Annotated in this window: 14 protein-coding genes and 3 tRNA genes; 6 read left to right on the forward strand and 11 right to left on the reverse strand. The window is 60.1% G+C overall.

All coding sequences use genetic code 11. The annotated features are described in order from the left end of the window. Nucleotides 1-39 precede the first annotated feature (39 nt). From sake_RS05260 to sake_RS05270, 3 genes are read left to right on the forward strand one after another with little or no spacing between them, the layout of a single operon-like run. Nucleotides 40-1,206 carry an exonuclease SbcCD subunit D gene (locus sake_RS05260; RefSeq protein WP_178945574.1) on the forward strand — a complete coding sequence of 389 codons (1,167 nt, stop codon included), beginning with the start codon at nt 40-42 and terminating at the stop codon, nt 1,204-1,206. Further along, complete coding sequence (locus sake_RS05265) at nt 1,203-4,298, forward strand: AAA family ATPase (RefSeq protein ID WP_178945575.1); 3,096 nt, start codon at nt 1,203-1,205, stop codon at nt 4,296-4,298. The genes sake_RS05260 and sake_RS05265 overlap by 4 nt, the downstream gene beginning before the upstream one ends. Then, nucleotides 4,295-5,671 carry an MFS transporter gene (locus tag sake_RS05270; RefSeq protein ID WP_129359851.1) on the forward strand — a complete coding sequence of 459 codons (1,377 nt, stop codon included), beginning with the start codon at nt 4,295-4,297 and terminating at the stop codon, nt 5,669-5,671. Before sake_RS05265 ends, sake_RS05270 begins: the two co-directional genes overlap by 4 nt. A gap of 26 nt (nt 5,672-5,697) precedes the next feature. Here sake_RS05270 and sake_RS05275 read toward each other — a convergent pair whose 3' ends face one another. The 8 genes from sake_RS05275 to bcp all read right to left on the reverse strand — a co-directional run bounded on the left by sake_RS05275 (nt 5,698) and on the right by bcp (nt 13,810). Next, nucleotides 5,698-6,351: an MBL fold metallo-hydrolase gene (locus tag sake_RS05275; protein ID WP_178945576.1), complete on the reverse strand. Its 654-nt coding sequence runs from the start codon at nt 6,349-6,351 to the stop codon at nt 5,698-5,700. 2 nt (nt 6,352-6,353) lie between these two features. Next, the gene (locus tag sake_RS05280) at nt 6,354-7,454 is read right to left on the reverse strand and encodes an S-(hydroxymethyl)mycothiol dehydrogenase (protein WP_129359849.1); all 1,101 of its coding nucleotides are present in this window, start codon (nt 7,452-7,454) and stop codon (nt 6,354-6,356) included. 121 nt (nt 7,455-7,575) lie between these two features. After that, nucleotides 7,576-8,415 carry an alpha/beta fold hydrolase gene (locus tag sake_RS05285; protein WP_178945577.1) on the reverse strand — a complete coding sequence of 280 codons (840 nt, stop codon included), beginning with the start codon at nt 8,413-8,415 and terminating at the stop codon, nt 7,576-7,578. A gap of 8 nt (nt 8,416-8,423) precedes the next feature. Further along, a complete protein-coding gene (locus sake_RS05290) occupies nt 8,424-9,494 on the reverse strand; it encodes a YihY/virulence factor BrkB family protein (RefSeq protein WP_178945578.1) in 1,071 nt (356 codons plus the stop codon). 239 nt (nt 9,495-9,733) lie between these two features. Then, nucleotides 9,734-11,215: a malate:quinone oxidoreductase gene (locus sake_RS05295; RefSeq protein WP_129359846.1), complete on the reverse strand. Its 1,482-nt coding sequence runs from the start codon at nt 11,213-11,215 to the stop codon at nt 9,734-9,736. A gap of 176 nt (nt 11,216-11,391) precedes the next feature. Beyond that, nucleotides 11,392-13,011: an ABC transporter substrate-binding protein gene (locus sake_RS05300; RefSeq protein ID WP_178945579.1), complete on the reverse strand. Its 1,620-nt coding sequence runs from the start codon at nt 13,009-13,011 to the stop codon at nt 11,392-11,394. A gap of 114 nt (nt 13,012-13,125) precedes the next feature. Beyond that, nucleotides 13,126-13,211, reverse strand: a tRNA-Leu gene (locus sake_RS05305). 119 nt (nt 13,212-13,330) lie between these two features. Then, complete coding sequence (gene bcp, locus sake_RS05310; RefSeq protein WP_178945580.1) at nt 13,331-13,810, reverse strand: thioredoxin-dependent thiol peroxidase; 480 nt, start codon at nt 13,808-13,810, stop codon at nt 13,331-13,333. A 152-nt stretch (nt 13,811-13,962) separates the two neighbouring features. Between bcp and sake_RS05315 the strand changes: the two genes are divergently transcribed. Further along, entirely contained in the window at nt 13,963-14,505 is a 543-nt protein-coding gene (locus tag sake_RS05315) for a MarR family winged helix-turn-helix transcriptional regulator (RefSeq protein ID WP_238147624.1), read from the forward strand. A gap of 98 nt (nt 14,506-14,603) precedes the next feature. Here sake_RS05315 and sake_RS05320 read toward each other — a convergent pair. From sake_RS05320 to sake_RS05330, 3 genes are all read right to left on the reverse strand, one after another. After that, nucleotides 14,604-14,676, reverse strand: a tRNA-Lys gene (locus tag sake_RS05320). Nucleotides 14,677-14,708: 32 nt separating this feature from the next. Beyond that, nucleotides 14,709-14,781 (reverse strand) — tRNA-Lys (locus sake_RS05325). A gap of 112 nt (nt 14,782-14,893) precedes the next feature. Continuing rightward, nucleotides 14,894-15,346, reverse strand: a complete 453-nt coding sequence (locus tag sake_RS05330; protein WP_129359843.1) for a hypothetical protein — start codon at nt 15,344-15,346, stop codon at nt 14,894-14,896. Between the two features lie 411 nt (nt 15,347-15,757). Here sake_RS05330 and sake_RS05335 point away from each other — a divergent pair, with 411 nt between their 5' ends. Together sake_RS05335 and ilvN are read left to right on the forward strand one after the other, a co-directional pair. Further along, entirely contained in the window at nt 15,758-17,575 is a 1,818-nt protein-coding gene (locus sake_RS05335) for an acetolactate synthase large subunit (protein WP_129359842.1), read from the forward strand. A gap of 2 nt (nt 17,576-17,577) precedes the next feature. Continuing rightward, nucleotides 17,578-18,087 (forward strand): acetolactate synthase small subunit, encoded by a 510-nt coding sequence (gene ilvN, locus sake_RS05340; protein WP_129359841.1) that lies wholly within the window; start codon nt 17,578-17,580, stop codon nt 18,085-18,087. Nucleotides 18,088-18,219 lie beyond the last annotated feature (132 nt).

Here is an 18,219-nt window from a genome sequence, read left to right on the forward strand (position 1 = left end):
CGGTCCTCACTTGTCGCTCAGGCGGGATAGGTTGAAACTATGAGAATCCTTCATACTTCGGATCTTCACCTCGGACGCTCATTCCACGGACGGTCCCTGTTCCACGACCATGAACTGTGGTGCAACGAGCTGGCTTCGGTTTGCGAAAACCTGGAGGTGGGGGCGGTGCTGATTTCGGGAGACGTCTACGACCAGGCTTCGCCCCGTACCGACGTCATCGAACAGTTTTCGCGTCTGCTGACCAGGCTCAGGGCTCAAGAGATCGAGGTCGTCGTGACGAGCGGAAATCACGATTCCGCAGCACGGCTTGGCTTTGCGTCACAGTTGTTGGAGTCTGCAGGAGTCCATTTCCGCACGCGGATTGAGGACATCCGACGTCCCGTGACTCTGGAGGACGGCACCTTGGTCTACGGTATCCCGTACCTCGACCCACGGTCCGCCGCTGCCGAGCTCGGTTCGAACCCCACTCACCACGAGGTGCTGGGCGCGGCCGTGGCCGAAGCGGCGACGGATCGACAGCGGCGCTCGAATCAACACGCCATCGTCATGGCCCATTGTTTCGCGAGCGGGGCCGAGGCCTCCGACTCGGAACGAATCCTGGACACCGGCAACCTGGGCTTGGTTTCCGCCAACCTCTTCGATGGGTTCGACTATGCGGCACTCGGACACTTGCACGGGAGGCAGATTGTGCGCGGGAACGTGAGGTACAGCGGTTCGCCCCTGGCCTTCTCCTTCTCGGAAGCGCGCCACACCAAAGGATTCTGGCTCCTGGAGACCTCCGAAGACGCTCTGACGGTCGAAGACCACGAGTGGGAGCACACGCTGGACTTGGCCTGCCTCACGGGTGAATTCGAAGAGCTCATGTCCTCGCCCGAGTATTCCTGGGCAGAGTCATGCCTGTGCCAGATCACCGTGACCGACCGAAGACGCCCGGCCCACCCGATGGAACGGCTCAGAACTCGTTTTCCGGACGCCCTGGAGCTCAACTTCGCGAATCTCGCCGGGGCGAATGAGAATTCATACTCTTCCCGCCTGGCCAGGGCACAATCGCCCGTCGAAGCGTGCGCGGCCTTCTACGATCAAGTCCGCGGCCGGGAGCTGGATCCGTATGAGCGGGCGGAGATCGTCTCTGCCGTAGGCCAGGCCGAGAAACGCAGAGCAGCCTCCGATGTGGATGCGTCCTCTGCCGAGGGAGCCGAGGCATGAGGATTCACCATCTCGAGCTGTGCGCGTTCGGACCGTTCCCAGGGAAAGAAAAGATCGACTTCCAACCGCTGAACAGCGCCGGAATCTTCTTATTGAGCGGGCCGACGGGCGCCGGAAAATCCACGATCTTCGATGCCATCTGCTTTGCCCTCTACGGTTCCACAACGCGCCCGGAGAACTCAAAAGGCCTCTACTCGGATTTTGCTCAGCCGGGGACGGCACCCTATGTCGAGTTGGAACTTACGGTTGGCCGTCAGCGGTACAGAATACGGCGCTCTCCCGAGTGGTCTCGCCCCTCCAAGCGAGCGAAAAGCGGATGGGTGACCCAGAACGCGCAAGTCACGCTCTCTCGACGCCCCGTTGAAAGCTATGCCTCCGACGCGGACTCCGCATGGGACGTCCTGTCCGTTCGCCATGACGAGGCCGGCAAGATCATCAACGAGATCTTCGGTCTGAACCGTGAACAATTCGCTCAAGTCGTGATGCTGCCCCAAGGACAGTTCGCCCGGTTCCTCTCCGCGACCTCGGACGAGAGAGAAAAATTGTTGCGCCGGCTATTCCCCGTCGAGCTGTACTCCGGAATACGGGACGTGCTCAAGGACAGGTCCGACTCCGCTTCCGAAGAATTGAAGTCCTTGACGACGGACATCAGACGGGGTCACGTCGAAGTCGCTTCCCTTCTGAGGCGTCTGGAGATTCCGACTGACGGGCTTCTGGACAGCGCGGGCGACGTCGAGGTGATCGATATGCAGGGCGCGGCGAGTCGTCTCGAGCAGGCGGCACAGGAAGCCTCCCGGATCCGAAAGCGTCTGAGCGCAGAGTCGACCGAAATGAATCGGCGTGCGGATGCTTTGCAACGTGGCCTAGGGGAGTGGGCCGAACACGACCGCCTCGTGGAGCGACGGCAAATCGTGACCGAATCGGAGGAGTGTGTTGTTCTCCGGCGTCGACGAGTTGAAGCCGCGAAACGTGCGGTCCCCGTAGACGAGGCACGGAGGAGATTGTCACTTGGCGAAAGGTCTCTGGCAGAGAAGGAGAAGGAGCTCGATGAGCTGCGGTCGCGCTCGCGGGCATTGCTTGCTGAACCAGTATCGGTCGACGTCGAGACTGCGGAAGAAAGAAGGCTTGAAAAGGCGTATTGGTCGGGCGAGAGCGACGCCGACGAAGAAAAGTACGGAGCGCTTCTTGATCGGCGCCGTGAGCGAGTCCACGAGCTGCTGAGGCGTGTTGGGGAAGTCGAGGATCTCGAGGCCTCCCGTCAGGCCCCGCTCGACAGACGCGAAGAACTCCGGAAACAGGCCTCCGAAGCCGCGTCTCGCCTTGAGACCATCGAGCAATCGAAGGACGCTCTGTCCCAGGAACAAGATGAGCTCGCAATGGAGCTGAAAGGCTTGCCGGAAGCTTCCGCGGCACTGGCCGAGTCCTCGAAAGTCCTGGAACTTTCGCGCCGTATCGTGGCCATCCGGGAACGTATCAGCACGGTTGCCGAGGAAGCCGAGCGGGCCGAGAAACAACGGCAAAGAGCCTCGCAACGCGTCGAGGAGCTCATGAGCCGCAGGTTCCAACAAGCAGTCAGAGTGCTGGCCGATGAGCTGCAGGACGACCTGCCCTGCCCTGTCTGCGGCTCGAAGGAGCACCCGTCGCCGGCACCAACGCACGCTTCGTCGGACGATCCGCTCGTCTCGGAAGAGGTTCTCGAGCAGGCCGCCGCAGAACGGGAAAGAGCCGAAGCACGTGCCAAGGAAACCTTCACTCAAACGGCGGAGCTGAAGCGGGTCGAAGCGGAGCTTCGTAGCCAGGGAGCCATGGAGAGCGTGACCGATGCCGAATCCGCGGCTCGCGCTGCGACCGAGCAACATCAATCACTGGTTGAGAAACAACGGCGGGTCGAGGTCGTTCAGCGGCAACAAGAATCGATCGCAGAGGAAATCCGGGAAATCGAGCCGCGGCTGCGTTCTGTGGAACTCGAGGTCGGAGTCCTCGACTCACGGATCAAAGAACTCGACGGTCGTTACGATGAGGCCGTACGTGCCTTGAAGAACGTCCCGTCCCGGGACCAGCTGGTTACGATCCAGCGCAGGATCGAACAACTGCGTAACAACCGGTCGTCAACGACTCAACACCGAGGTCATGTGGAGGCATTGCGCGAGAACGCTCGAGCACTCCAGCAGAGTTTTGAGCAGGCTCTTTCTGACAGCGGATTCGGAGACCTCGAGACCGTCGAGAAAAATTTGGTTGAACCCCAGGCATTGGAAGCCATGCGGGAGGAGCTGCGCCGTGACGAGGAAGAAAGGGCGAGGCTCGACGAAGCGTGGAACGCGCCATGGCATCGGTCCCTACTGGCGCGTATGGGCGACGGCGAGACTCGGCCCGATGCGGAGGGACTTGACGAGGCTCGGCGGCAAGCCGAAGCCAAGACGAGCCAGCATGAAGAAGCGCTGTCTCGCGAGACGGTCTTCCGCGAAGGTCTGGGTTCGATCAAACGCGTCTCCGAGCAGGACGAAACCCTGCAGGATCGTGTACGCGACGTCGCGGAGAAAGCGAGGAAGCTCAAGGACCTTGCGGACGTCGCCTCCGGAATCGGCGGAGAGAATCAACAGCGTATGTCGCTGACGACGTTTGTCCTGGCCGCTCAGCTGGAGGAAATTGCGGGCGCGGCCACGGTGCGGTTGCGCGAGATGACCAACGGTAGGTTCAGCATCCAGCACACTGACGCGGCTGCCGGAAAGAATAGAAAGTCCGGTCTCGGCCTGGAGATCTTCGATGCATGGACCTCCGAGGCTCGTCCGACAACCTCGTTGTCCGGGGGAGAGACCTTTATGGCTTCGCTGTGTCTCGCTCTGGGGCTGGCGGACGTTGTCCAAGCACGCGCCGGGGGCATAGAGGTGGATACACTTTTTGTTGATGAAGGATTCGGTTCCCTGGACGAAGACACATTGGACGGCGTCATGGATGCTATCGACGGTTTGCGCGAAAATGGCCGAGTCATCGGACTCGTCAGCCACGTCGCCGACATGAAAACGAGAATTCCCCAGCACGTGAGAATCAAAAGTTCCCCCAGCGGTTCGTCATTGGAGTCGAAGACAGCATGATCAATCCGTCACAGACCGACTCACCGTCTGTTGTCTCAGAACGTCGCCCCGCCGACGAGCAGCCCAAAGAGCACGGGGACGCGGGGCGAAGAGGCCGCCGCTCCGAAAGCACGATGGACCGCTTGCGAGTCCTCACCGGCCTAGCCGGCTTGGGGTATCTCGCCATTTCCGTGATTGCCCGACTGCCCGTGGCTATGTTGCCGCTGGGTACCCTGATCATGATCGTGTCCTGGACGGATGAGATCCTGCTCGGCGGGTTCGCCGCCGGTGCCGTCGCGCTCAGCATCGCAGTAGTCGTCCCCATATACGGAGCCATTGCCGAGAAGTTCGGCCAGAGACTCGTCCTTCTTTTCTGCGTATTCTCGAACGTTGCCTCGATCCTGTGGCTCATCAGCGAGTCTGTCAAGATGCAACAATCATCCCAGGGTTCCGTCCCCGGCCTTCTGGCGGGGTGCATCCTGACGGGAGCGACATCCGCCCCGGTAGCAGCTCTGGCCCGAATACGGTGGGCGGATGAATCACACCGCCTGGCGGACCGGAAACTTCTCAGCTCGTCTTTGGCTTTCGAATCCGTGGCCGACGTCGTCGCGATTGCTTTGGGAGCCGCAGTCACCGGTGTGGCGTCGCTGTTGTGGCACGCGCACGCGGCACTCCTGCTCGTCGCGGCCATCAACGTGGTCACAGTGACCGCTTTCGCTCTCACTCGGCTTCGTCACGCGGAGGCCCCATTGCCCAAACCGGAAAATGTGAGTCCGGAGGAGGCAAAGGACAATGCAACCCGTCGGAAACTCATGTGGTTGCCCGTCATCGGCATGGGCACTCTCGGGTTGCTCTTGGGGTCCATGCAGTCCTCGCTCGTGAGCCTGAGCCAGAATTTCGATTCCGTCGAGGGGGTGGGATTGCTCTACGCGGTCCTGGGACTCAGTTCTCTGGTCGCGGCGATCGCAGCCAACCTTCTCCAAGTCCGTACCTGGACCTGGGGCGCGTGGCTCTTCTGGGGCTGCGCATTGACTCTGGTCGCTCTTCCCGCCTCGATGCCCGGATCGATCCCAACCATGGCAATTGCCCTGATCTTCTTGGGGTTCGCGGTCGGTATCGCCCTGATCGTCACGGATTCCGTGGCGACGGCCATTACGCCCGCGGATGCCTTGGACCTCGTGATGACGTCAACCTTCGCAGCCCTTTTGGGCGGTACGGCCCTGGGACTCGTGTGGGGAACGGTCCTCGGGGACTCCCAGGGGTACAACACGGCCCTTCTGCTGCCGGTCCTCAGCGCCGCGGTGTACCTCGTCCTGGGCCACACCTACGGTTACCTGTGGCGCAGGAATTTCGAATCGGACATCCTCGGCGGCAAGCACAGCGCGAGCGGCTGATGATTGCCGCCGAGGAGCTTCGGTTCCTATTCGCCTCGGTCGATCCATTCCTGTCGGTGAGGCGCTTCATCGCCGATCGTCGTGGAGGGTCCGTGACCCGTCAGCACAACCGTTTGCTCGGGTAGCATGAGGAGCCGCTCACTGATCGAGGCGATGATCGTGGGGAAATCGCTGTACGACCGTCCGGTTGCGCCTGGGCCGCCCTGGAACAGAGTGTCGCCGGAGAACAGAACCGGCGATTTACCATTCCACTGGAGATCTTCCGAATAGAAACACACTGAACCGGGCGAATGCCCAGGAGTGTGAATGGCTGTCAGGGTAGCGTCTCCGACGGAAATCTCATACCCGTCCGTCAGCCGCTGGAAGGACGGTGCCGGCTCGCCGTGTGTGAGCTTCCACAGAGGTTGCTCCTCCGCGTGCAAGAACACAGGCGCGCCGAATCGCTCGGCCGCTTCGACCGCGAGCCCCGCGTGATCATCGTGAGCGTGGGTCAGGAGGATCTTCTCGACCGTTCGGGAACCGACCAGTTCTGCAACAGCATCCACATCGTGGGCCGGGTCGATCACGACGCAACCCTGTGCATCGCCCACGACCCATACGTTATTGTCGACGTCCCAGGTTCCGCCGTCGAGGCTGAAGGTTCCACTGGTTTCTACGTGCTGGACGGTGCTCTGTGCCATTTCTAGGCCTCCGATACTTCGACGACTGATCGCAAAACTTTTCCTTGCTGCATCTTGTCAAATGCGGGTTCGATGTCTTCCAGACCGATCTTTTCGGAGACGAATGCGTCCAGATCCAGACGGCCCAAGAGGTACTGGTCGACGAGCATAGGGAAGTCCCTCGACGGAAGAGTGTCCCCGTACCAAGCTGACTTGATGGAGCCGCCGCGTGAAAAAACCTCGTCCAAGGGCAGCTCCAGTGTGGTCCCCGGGTCGGGCACCCCTACCAGGACTACTCGTCCGGCCAGATCGCGAGCCTGGAACGCCTGCTCGAAGGTTTTGGCGATGCCCACGGCATCGATCACGAGATCCGCGCCGAACCCACCGGTCAATTCGCGGATGGTCTCCACCGGGTCGTGCGATGAGGAGTTGACCGTATCGGTCGCACCCAGGCTGCGGGCCGTCTTCAGTTTTTCGTCATCGATGTCCACGGCAATGATTTTTGTCGCCCCTGCCAGTGCCGAACCCGCAATCGCCGCCGTACCAACGCCTCCGCAACCGATCACGGCAACGGATTCGCCGCGTGCAACCTGCCCCGTATTGATCGCGGCCCCGATGCCCGCAGTAATACCGCAACCCAAGAGTCCGACGGCGCCATACTGATCCGTGTCCAGATCGCCCTCGATCTTGGTGCACTGACCGGCGGCCACAAGAGTCTTCTCGGCAAACGCCCCAATTCCGAGTGCCGCCTCGAGCTCGGTACCGTCCTCGAGGGTCATTTTCTGTTCGGCATTGTGCGTGTCGAAGCAGTACTGAGGCTGGCCCTTGCGGCACGCACGGCATTCGCCGCATACAGCGCGCCAATTCAGGATCACATGATCACCGGGCTCAACCTCGGTGACGCCATCGCCGGTGGCTTCCACCACGCCGGAAGCCTCATGTCCCAGCAAGTACGGGAAGTTGTCTCCCACGCCGCCGCGCTTGTAATGAAGGTCCGTTTGGCAGACCCCGCAGGTCAGAACTTTGACGAGCGCTTCGCCCGGACCGGGATCGGGAACGTTGATCGTGGTGACTTCGACCGGTGCGTCCTTTTCACGAGAAATAACGGCCTTGACCTTCTGCATGAGAGCCTCCTTGGAGAGCAGTGAATGGGCTGGGTCGCGGTGTGCCACTTGTCAGGGGGCCACCGTTAACATCAGTCAACCACAATGTCTCAGGCCCAAGTCTGTCAGCTCACTTCACGGCTTAATCTTCGCCGAGATGTCTGACGACCGCACGGGCAAATTCTCCGGAGGTCAGAGCATCGACGTGCGTGCGGCCCGGTAACTCGATGAAGCAGGCTCCGTCGTTGAGGTAACGCAGAAGCTCCGCCGAATCCTTGGCGATCTGATCCTCCTGCCCGGTCACCAGAAGTGAGGGCTGTTTCGGGGCGTTTTCGAAAGACGGGGTGAAAGGCGGCGAACTCAACCGTTCGGCACACAGCATCAATCCGGCCTTGTCCAAGACAGAATCGTGGACGAACTGTTCGATTTCGGCCGTAGCTGACGACGGCCGAGTAACGCTTGCGAAGGATCCGGCGCTCAGCACACGGCAGACTTCAGCCAAGCCGTCATGGGCGGGGAGCCCACCCAATGCCACTCGCCGTATCAAGGACGGTTCTTCTGCCGCAAAGTCCCAGGCGAGCCTGGCACCAAGAGAATATCCAAGGAGGTCTACCGAAGTCGCCCGGGACCAACCTGTGTCCTGAGGACTGGAGATGAGGGCCTGTCGAACAGCTTCGGACAACGCATCAAGAACATCGAGAGGGCCCAAGGGGTGCCGCGCCGAGTCCTCGATCTCAATACTGCCGTGAGTGACCTTCCGCCGGGAATCGAGGCGATTCAGGGCATCAGTGACCGACTCGTCGGCATGCCACGGCATATGGATGAAAATGAGGTTCCTTGAGCTGCCAAGTCGACGCAGCCAGCCAGTGGCCAGCCAGCACTGCGTGACTGTCGTCGCGAATCCGTGGATCGCGACCAGAGGCGGAAAACCCGCGTCCTCGGCGTGACGGCCGGTGACGCGGGTCCAGCGAAGTTCGGGCACGGCGGGTCCTAGTCCGAATAGTCCAAACGATCATTCTGAAGACGCAATTTGCGTCCCTCGTCGACGAATTTCTGACGAGCTTCGACTTGTTTGTGGGCCTGACGGGTGTCGCGAGGCGGAAGCTGCAGGTGATCCTCGGCCCGGATGCCAGCCTCGAGTTCACGGGCTCTTTCGAGCTCGGAATCCAGCACCGCACCGAAGAGCAATACGTTGTTCATGATCCATATGAACAACAGCATCACGATGACGCCGCCGATGGTTCCGTACGTTGCGTTGTAATTGCCGAAATTGGAAACGTAGAAACCGAAGGCCGCACCGGCAACGGCCATCGCGATGAGGGAAAAAGCCGCTCCCGGACTCAGCCAGTGGAGTTTGGGTTGTTTGACGTTCGGCGTCGCGTAGTAGAGCAAAGCGATGAGCGCTACGGCGAGGATCAACAGCACGACCCAACGCGCCCAGCTCCACACCGCGACCGCAGTGTCACCGAGGCCGATCCAGTCGCCCGCCGCGTGCAGCACACCACCGGAGAGCAAGAGCACCATCATCATGACCACCACGATCAAGACCATGAAGAAAGTCACGACCAAATTGATGGGACGCAATTTCCAGATGGGACGCCCCTCGACCACGCCGTAGATGCGGTTCAGAGCTCGCCCGAAGCCTCCGACGTAACCGGAGGCCGTCCAGAGGGCACCAACGATACCGGTGATCAGGGCGATGATTCCCGCCCCCGTCGAACTGGTCAGCTGGGAGACGGGCTCCTTGATCAAGCTCATCAGCTCTTCCGGAGCGTACGGGCGAACGAAGTCCAGAATTGCTTGTGTTGTGGTTTCACCTTCTCCGAAAACTCCGAGCAGCGAGACGACCGCCAATAAACCGGGGAACAAAGACAGCACGGCGAAATAAGTCAACGAGGCCGCGAGGTCCGTACCTCCATTGCCCGTGAACGAATTGATCGTCCTCTTGAACACGTAGCCCCAGCCGGGCTTGCTGATCTGGGAAAGCTTTTTGGCCTTGCCCTGATGAGCCGCTTTCGACGTATGTTCTGACTTGTGGATTGTTTGTTCGGATAGCTCCATCAATAACGATCCCGTGGTTTCTTGGGCACGACTCAATCGCGCGGTGCAGGGTGTGAGCAACGCATGTTGCCTGCCTATAACGTACCCGAAATCCGACTGTGTCCCACGCCGCTGGGAAGAATGTTGCCGAATTCTTGTTTCGGCGTCCGTGCGGTTTGCTTCTGCCTGGTGCAAAGGTGCCCGTTGCCTCGAATGAGGCAACGGGCACCGTGATGACCACAACGCTATGGTCAGCGCATCTAGTTGTTGATGCCGAGAACCTTGGCGGTATGCCCCATGATCTCGTCGGCTAGTTCGGGCTCGTCGTTGAGCTTGTGACCATAAGCAGGGACAAGTTCCTTGATACGGGGGGACCACGCGTCGAAACGATCAGGGAAGCACTTCTTCACGAGGTTCAGCATGATAGGTACCGCCGTGGACGCGCCGGGGGAGGCGCCAAGGAGTGCGGCGATCGACCCGTCACCCTTGGTGATGAGCTCGGTGCCGAACTGGAGGACGCCCCCCTTCTTGGCGTCTTTGCGCATGACCTGGACGCGCTGACCTGCCGTAATGAGATCCCATTCGCTGCCGTCCGCGGCCGGGTAGTATTCCTGCAGCGCGTCGATCTTTGCTTGATGATTTTTGGTGAGCTCTGTCAGAAGGTATTTCACGAGCCCGAGGTTGTCCAAGCCTGCCCGAGTCATCGGGTAGAGGTTGTCCGGCTTGACCGACTTGAACAGGTCCAGCATGGAACCTTGCTTCAAGAAGTTGGTCTTGAACCCGGCATACGGCCCGAACAACAAGGAGCGATTTCCATCGACCCACCGAGTGTCAAGGTGAGGCACTGACATGGGCGGCGCGCCCACGGAGGCTTGGCCGTATACCTTCGCGTTGTGCTGCGAGGCCGTTTCCTGCCTGGAATTGCGCAAGAACAGACCCGAGACGGGGAAACCGCCGAAACCCTTGCCCTCCGGAATTCCGGACTTCTGAAGCAACGGCAAGGCGCCGCCGCCGGCACCGAGAAATACGAACTTCGCGCGGACCAACAGGTCGTCTTCGGAATTGAGTCGATTACGAACACGCAGGCTCCACGAGCCGTCCGATTCCTGGCGGAGATCCTGGACCTCATGACCGAATCGGATGTCCGCGCCCTTGGATTCGAGATGCTCGGTGAATTGGCGGGCGAGGTTTCCGAAGTCGACGTCGGTTCCCTCACGCGAATAATTGGCCGCGACCGTTTCGCTCGAATCGCGTCCCTTCATAGTCAGCGGCGCCCATTCAGCAATCTGCGAAGGATCCTGTGAGAATTCCATACGCTCGAAGAGCTTCTGGGCGCTCAGGGACTTGTACCGAGTCTTCAGATATTCGCTGTGGTCCTTACCGAACACCAGGGACATATGCGGGACGGAATTGATAAAAGAAGAATCCGTAATCTTGCCGTCTTCGACGAGTGTGGACCAGAACTGGCGGCTGGTCTGGAATTGCTCGTTGATGTTCAAAGCCTTGGACGGATCCACGGTTCCGTCGGAGCTCATGGGGGAGTAATTGAGCTCGCAGAGGGCCGAGTGGCCGGTACCAGCGTTATTCCAAGCGTTGGAACTCTCAGCGCCGACGCGATCGAGGCGCTCGAACAAGGTAATGTCCCAATTCGGCTCGAGTTCGTTCAACAAGACGCCGAGGGTCGCGCTCATGATGCCGCCGCCCACCAGGACGACGTCGGTCGTGTGAGTCTGTGTCACTATGGATATCTCCTGTGATGATTTCCGCGTTGATGCGCGGTTGGGTTCCCGCCGAGGATTCGCGGGGCGGGTGGCGTCCGTCCGGATGTCGCGGACGCATTCTCCCTCTCAGGTTATCTCGCGCACTCGTGCGGGTCGAACCCCGACCTCGTACCTCTGGCGAAATGAGTCGGACGCCGTCATTTCTGGTCTCGCAGTTCGATTCGAGCGAAATTTGCAACGCCTGTTGCCGTCAACGGATAGGACAGAACTCTTGAATTCAGTGCGACCGCCGAAATAGGAAATGCCAGAGGAACAGCGGGCATGAGATCTGCAACGGACTCGTTGATTTTCTTGTACAAGTCGTTCCGATCGTCCCCGTCCGACATGGACGAGGCCTTGCGGACCTGTTCGAAAAGGTCGCTGTTCGAGAAGCCGAATTGCGGGTTCTCCTGCCTGAACAGGGGCGACAAGAAGTCATCCGGGTCGCGGAAGGCACCCATGTAACCGGTCAGAGCAAAGGCGCGCTTGGGGTTGGACTCGTTGATTTTGGTCAGGTAGTCGTCGCTCCAGCTAATCGGCATCGGCTTGATATTGAAGCCTACCGAAGTCAGGTCGCCGGCGATCTTCGCGAAGACTGCTTCAGGACTCTGTACGTACGCCAGGGAGACATCCGTCGGATAGAAGAACTGCAGCTCTTCTCCGTTGTACTCGGACTCCTCGAGGAGTTTCTTTGCGAGGCCTTGGTCCTGTCGATAAGCGGATTGCGTATCCGATCCACTGACCTTGAAGAGCTCCGGCACGAAATCATTCGCAACCTTCGTGCCATCGGGATAGTAGGTATTTGCGATTTCGGAACGCGTGATCGCGTGCGCTACGGCGCGTCTGACTTTGATGTCCGACAGGGCGCTGGACTGCTGGTTCATGCTGACGTAGGCAACCGAGTACGGATCACGTTGCTGAATTTGGTAGCCACGACGTGCAAGGTTCACGAAGTCGTCGATGCCGATCTGATCGTAGGCATCGATGTTGCCCATGAGAATCTCGTAATACCGCTTTTGTGTGCTCGAGACCGTCACGAATTTGAGTTTGCTGATGTGGGCTGCCTCGCCCCAGTAGCCGGAGAAGCGCGATAATTCGGCCGTTTGCCCATCCCAATTCTTCAGCTCGAACGGTCCCGTGCCCACGGGATGCGAAGCATACGAGTTGTCGTCGAATGCGCTGGGCGCACCGATCCCGAATGCCGGTTGAGTCAGAGCCTTGACGATCGAGGGGTACGGGGTCGAGATTCTGAGTTGGACCGTCCTCTCGCTCGAGGCGGTGCACGAACGATAAATGGACGGGCGGGATGTCCCATCCGCTTTGGTCGATCGGAAGATGGCTTGGTACGCGGTCTGATTGACCTGCTCGGTCTTCGTATTCTCGGACCAGCGTTGAAAATTCCGGCAGACAGCGTCCGCGGTCAACTTGGTGCCGTCATGGAAAGTGACGCCCTGACGCAAGGTGAACGTATACGTCAGCCCGTCGCCGGAGACCGTCCAATCGGTTGCCAGGCCCGGTATCGGCTTGCCGGTATCCTGATCTGCTTTAACCAGAGGCTCAAGCACTTGAGCGGCAATTCGCGACGTCTCGAGATTCGATGTGAGAGACGGATCCAGCGTCGGGGCAGCTGCGGCGTTACCGAAAACGAATGTGGTCTCCGACGAAGCGCTCGAGCCGCTCGCTTCCGGGGCAGCGGGGGGCTGACGCCCGCAACCTGCCAGTGCCAGGGCAGCGACTCCCAGCGAACCGGTCAGGAACCTGCGGCGGGTCGTTGCCACGTGTCAACTCCTCGATGGGCTGCCGTCATGGGTCACATCCCACGACGGTGCGGAACACTTTCAGGGGCTCCGGCCCGATACTCGTTCATGGAACACGTCAAAGGCCCGGAGAAATGGTGCGCGAGGCGGGACTTGAACCCGCACGCCTACACGGCACAGGAACCTAAATCCTGCGTGTCTGCCAATTCCACCACTCGCGCATGCCAGTCACTTCGGCGACTGGCACAGTCTACATCAGCGCGCAGGCGATCCCGGCGGCGTGTTGCCGCACCTCGACCGACACGCGTGCGACGGAGCTGAGAATGAACTGGCAACGATTCTAGGCGTCGATCCCCAGGTCGCGGCGGAGCTTGGCGACGTGACCCTTGGCACGGACATTGTACTGAGCGGTCTCTACCCTGCCGGATTCATCCACCACGATGGTCGATCGAATCAGGCCGACGGAAACCTTGCCATAGTTCTTCTTCTCGCCCCATGCCCCGTATGCTTCTGCGACGTCGTGATTCGGGTCCGAGAGGAGCGGAAAAGTGAGGGACTGGTCACCGGCGAATTTCTGCAAGGCCTCAGGTTTGTCCGGCGATATGCCGATCACCCGGTATCCATGGGATTCGAGGGAGGCCAGATTGTCCCGGAAGTCGCACGCTTGCGTCGTGCACCCCGGCGTCGACGCCTTGGGGTAGAAGTAGACGACCACCTTCGAACCCGAAAAATCCTTGAGAGAGATTTCCTTCCCCTCCGCGTCCTTCAATGTGAAGGCGGGTGCGGCGTCACCGGTGGAAAGTCGCGTGGCATCTATCATATGAGAACTCCCAGTCATCGCGGGGACGGCGCCCGAGAAAATGGTCACCGACCGTCGTACAGCTGAATACGTAACGTGTCCGGCCATTGTACGGGCGTAATATCACTGAGCCCTTCCGCCCCGTCCAGAATGGGGTGCTTATAATTTCAGCCATGCCTCATCTCCAGGAATGGTCGATCAGTCGATTGATGTCCACCGCAGCAAGGATGCTCGAGCACAATTGGAATCGACAGCTGCAGTCCCTAGGCCTGACCCATGCCGGGGTCATGGCCCTGGACGTGATCAGCCGAGAAGGCAGCCTGACCCAGGCCCAGGTAGCGCACAAGGTGGGCGTGCAGGCGCAAACCATGGGAAAGACGCTGACGCGCCTCGAGGCCTACGGTCACATCGCGAGACAGCGAAGCAACCTGGACCGTCGAAGCTACCTGATGGTAATCACGGAAAAGGGAAGACGGGCCTTGCACGAAGCCACAGAGATCGAAGAAGCGCTCGCAGGCACCGGCGTTCTCGAGCATGGCGAGCTGCGAGAGGCGCTCGAACAAGTCATCATGGATCTCTCGGATACCGACACGATGCCGCTTAAGATCGTGAAGGAAACCATTGACAGCCTTCCGGAGGAGGCTCGTTGGGTTGCTGAAGGCGTGGCCTCTCAGCGTCCCACGGCGGACCCTGCCGCCGAGCCGACCGCCGACTAGCCGCTTGGAGCCATGGCCTCGAGGACTCATCCCTCTCGGGGTCGAAAGATCCTGGACAGCAAAAGACCCGGCCCTCGAAAGGACCGGGTCTTGATTTGTGCGCCCCCCGGGACTTGAACCCGGAACCCATTGATTAAGAGTCAATTGCTCTGCCAATTGAGCTAGAGGCGCTTACCGCTGATGGGCGAGAAGCAAGGCTTCCGTGCGCCCCCCGGGACTTGAACCCGGAACCCATTGATTAAGAGTCAATTGCTCTGCCAATTGAGCTAGAGGCGCATACCATTCCGCGTGGGGACTCTAGATCCCACCGCGTCGGCAACGAAAAGAAACTATACGCAGGGGCATCATCCCGTGCAAGTTGAAACCCGCCACTGTGACGCAGGAAACGTCAGACCGAGACGAGGTCCTGAATGTAGGACAAGAAGTCCTCGGCATCGGCCTCCTGCTCGAGGACTTCGGCGCCGTACGCAGTTTCGATCTCCACGAGAGGCAGCACCTTCAGATCGAAGGAAGACCCGGAAGTCGTCTCGAGGACGAGTTCCCCGTGAGCCGTGCTTGTGGCATCCACGAGGTTCGTATTGTCGATGGCAATCGGAAGCCCCAAAGAAGCCAAAACCCGAGGGTCGAAGGGCGCCACGATCACCTCTGAGGGATAACGGCGATAACCGAGGATGAAATGTCGTTGCGGAGTGACTTGGCGGTCAACGGCGGAAGGTTCGTTGTAAGTAGCGCGGCCGGTCGCGTAGACCAAGTTGTATGCGCCGTAGTTCATGACCTGACTGTCGAAGACGGTGTGCAACCGTTCCGCCAGGTTCAGGGGGGACTCCGTTTCGGGGGACATGTTTAGAGTCTATCCAGGTCCGGTCCGTTACCGAATGGTTTGACACACATCATGTCATTGCTGACATGCGACGCCTTTCGCCGTCGCGAACGGATGCGAACGGAATATGTGGCGTGGATTTCACATTCTGAAACGTTTTTGACCCTTTCACGTCCCGACCCGGATTATGAGTTCATGGCACATCACGAGTCTCTCGTTCTTACCGGTGTACGCGTCTCGCTTATTATTGCGGGTCGCGCGGCAAACCTGGCCTAGAACGAGAAAATCTCGTACCGCGCAGACCCCTCACCGACATCTAGGTCGAGGGGTTTTTTCGTGTCAGGTCGAATCCCACCGGAGACGAACGAGCACCAGGCGGACTCACAGACACCGCCGCAACGCAGCACACAGCAGAAGCAGAAGGACGATCACATGAGCAACGAATCGTCGGCGACGCCGGCCACGGTTGCCGCCTCGACTTCAGGGTCGCAGAGCAGCGCCCCAAGAATTACTGGTTCGGAAGCGGTCATTCGCACGCTGGAAAAACTTGGAGTCACCGATGTTTTCGGTCTTCCCGGCGGGGCGATTCTGCCCACGTATGATCCGCTACTGGATTCCGAGATCATCAATCATATTCTCGTTCGTCATGAGCAGGGCGCCGGGCACGCAGCTGAAGGATATGCTCTGGCAACCGGAAAGGTCGGCGTCTGCATCGCCACGAGCGGCCCGGGTGCCACCAATCTGATCACCGCCCTGGCCGATGCCCATATGGACTCAGTCCCCATGGTTGCGATTACGGGGCAGGTGTCGTCCAAGGTTTTGGGAACGGACGCTTTCCAGGAAGCAGACATCGTCGGCATGACGATGCCCGTTACGAAACACTCCTACATGGCGACCCGTCCCGAGGATGTTCCGCGCATGATCATGGAAGCCTTTCATCTGGCATCGACCGGCCGTCCCGGCCCCGTGCTCGTGGATATCACCAAAGATGCCCAGCAGGGCCTGATGTCCTTCACTTGGCCGGTGGACATGCAGCTGCGCGGGTATCACCCGGTTGTCCGAGGACACAACAAGCAAGTTCGAGAAGCAGCGAAGTTGCTGAATGCCGCCCGGCAGCCGGTTTTGTACGTCGGCGGCGGAACCCTTCGTGCCGGCGCGTCACGGGAACTAGCGGAACTGGTTAGCGTGACCGACGCACCCGTGGTCACGACTCTGACGGCGCGCGGCGCATTCCCCGATTCGGACCCGCACCACCTGGGGATGCCGGGTATGCACGGTTCCGTCCCGGCTGTCACCTCAATGCAAAAAGCGGACCTGCTCGTCGCCCTGGGCGCGCGGTTCGACGACCGGGTCACCGGTGTCGTCGATTCCTTCGCTCCGGACGCAAAGATCGTCCACGTCGACGTCGATCCCGCGGAGATCTCGAAGATCCGTGTCGCGGACGTGCCGATTGTGGGGGACTTGAAGTCCGTCATCCCAGAACTGGTCGAATGCGTCGAGGAGGTTCAGCGTGAAGAAGGACGCAGGGACCTCGGCGGCTGGTGGGCCATGCTGAATCGGATCAAGGACGAGTACCCCCTCGGATACGTCCCCACGGACGACGGCTTGGGCTCGCCCCAGCACGTCATCCAGCGGATCGGTCAGTTGACCGGTCCCGAGGCAATCTACGTCTCTGGGGTCGGACAGCACCAGATGTGGTCCGCCCAGTTCATCGGGTACGAGCGGCCGCGCCAATGGCTGAACTCGGCGGGCCTCGGCACGATGGGCTACAGCGTCCCCGCAGCAATGGGAGCGAAGGTCGGTGATCCGGACCGGGTCGTGTGGGCGATTGACGGGGACGGCTGCTTCCAAATGACCAACCAAGAATTGGCGACCTGCGTCCTGAATGACATCCCCATCAAGGTTGCCGTGATCAACAATTCCTCGCTGGGCATGGTGCGGCAGTGGCAGACCCTGTTCTACGACGGCCGTTACTCCAACACCCACCTGAACACGGGTCATGATTCCCGGAGGATCCCGGACTTCGTCAAGTTGGCCGAGGCCTACGGGTGCGCCGCGTTCCGTTGCACGAGCGATGAGGACGTCGACGAAACCATCCGAAAAGCGTTGGAGATCAACGACCGGCCCGTGCTGGTCGACTTCACTGTCAGTCCGGATGCCATGGTTTGGCCGATGGTCCCGGCAGGAGTATCCAATGACGCGATTCAGATTGCCAGAGACACGTCGCCCGACTGGAACGGAGAGGAATAACAATGACTCGTCACACGCTGTCTGTCCTGGTCGAAGACACACCGGGCGTGCTCGCCCGGGTATCCGGATTGTTCGCAAGGCGGCAATTCAATATTGACTCCCTCGCCGTGGGCGCCACCGAAGTCCCGGGAATCTCCCGAATTACTGTGGTGGTTGACGCGGACGGGGTCCTGCTCGAGCAGGTCACCAAGCAACTCAACAAGTTGATTCATGTTCTGAAGATCGTGGAATTGCCATCGGAGACCTCGGTGCAACGCGATCACATCATGATCAAGGTCCGCGCGGATGCCGGAACCCGGATCCAAGTCACGCAGGCTGCAGACCTTTTTCGCGCTTCGATCGTCGACGTCTCCACCGAGTCCGTCGTCATCGAGGCCACGGGAGCCCCGGAGAAACTCCGGGCCCTCTTGGAGGTGTTGGAACCCTTCGGCATAAGAGAAATCGTTCGTGCCGGAACTCTCGGCATCGGGCGCGGAGTGCGCTCGATGAGCGAGAGGGCCCTCCGCAATTAGTTGTCTCGGCGAGATCACTTGTCTCGCGGAGCGTTCATAAACCTGTCATGCATCGGTACATTCCGGTGCACCATGACCCGGCAGGCTAGGCTTAAAACCTAGTGGCCGGGCCACTGAAGACCATCAACCGTG

It is taken from the genome of Kocuria sp. TGY1127_2 (genome assembly GCF_013394385.1).
Lineage (GTDB): Bacteria > Actinomycetota > Actinomycetes > Actinomycetales > Micrococcaceae > Rothia.

Coding starts and splice junctions, on each gene's coding strand:
- sake_RS05275 (WP_178945576.1), bottom strand. CDS start 6,351: ATGGCACAGAGCACCGTCCAGCACGTAGAAACCAGTGGAACCTTCAGC.
- bcp (WP_178945580.1), bottom strand. CDS start 13,810: ATGATAGATGCCACGCGACTTTCCACCGGTGACGCCGCACCCGCCTTC.
- sake_RS05330 (WP_129359843.1), bottom strand. CDS start 15,346: ATGTCCCCCGAAACGGAGTCCCCCCTGAACCTGGCGGAACGGTTGCAC.
- sake_RS05335 (WP_129359842.1), top strand. CDS start 15,758: ATGAGCAACGAATCGTCGGCGACGCCGGCCACGGTTGCCGCCTCGACT.
- sake_RS05280 (WP_129359849.1), bottom strand. CDS start 7,454: ATGCAGAAGGTCAAGGCCGTTATTTCTCGTGAAAAGGACGCACCGGTC.
- sake_RS05270 (WP_129359851.1), top strand. CDS start 4,295: ATGATCAATCCGTCACAGACCGACTCACCGTCTGTTGTCTCAGAACGT.
- ilvN (WP_129359841.1), top strand. CDS start 17,578: ATGACTCGTCACACGCTGTCTGTCCTGGTCGAAGACACACCGGGCGTG.
- sake_RS05290 (WP_178945578.1), bottom strand. CDS start 9,494: ATGGAGCTATCCGAACAAACAATCCACAAGTCAGAACATACGTCGAAA.
- sake_RS05260 (WP_178945574.1), top strand. CDS start 40: ATGAGAATCCTTCATACTTCGGATCTTCACCTCGGACGCTCATTCCAC.
- sake_RS05315 (WP_238147624.1), top strand. CDS start 13,963: ATGCCTCATCTCCAGGAATGGTCGATCAGTCGATTGATGTCCACCGCA.
- sake_RS05265 (WP_178945575.1), top strand. CDS start 1,203: ATGAGGATTCACCATCTCGAGCTGTGCGCGTTCGGACCGTTCCCAGGG.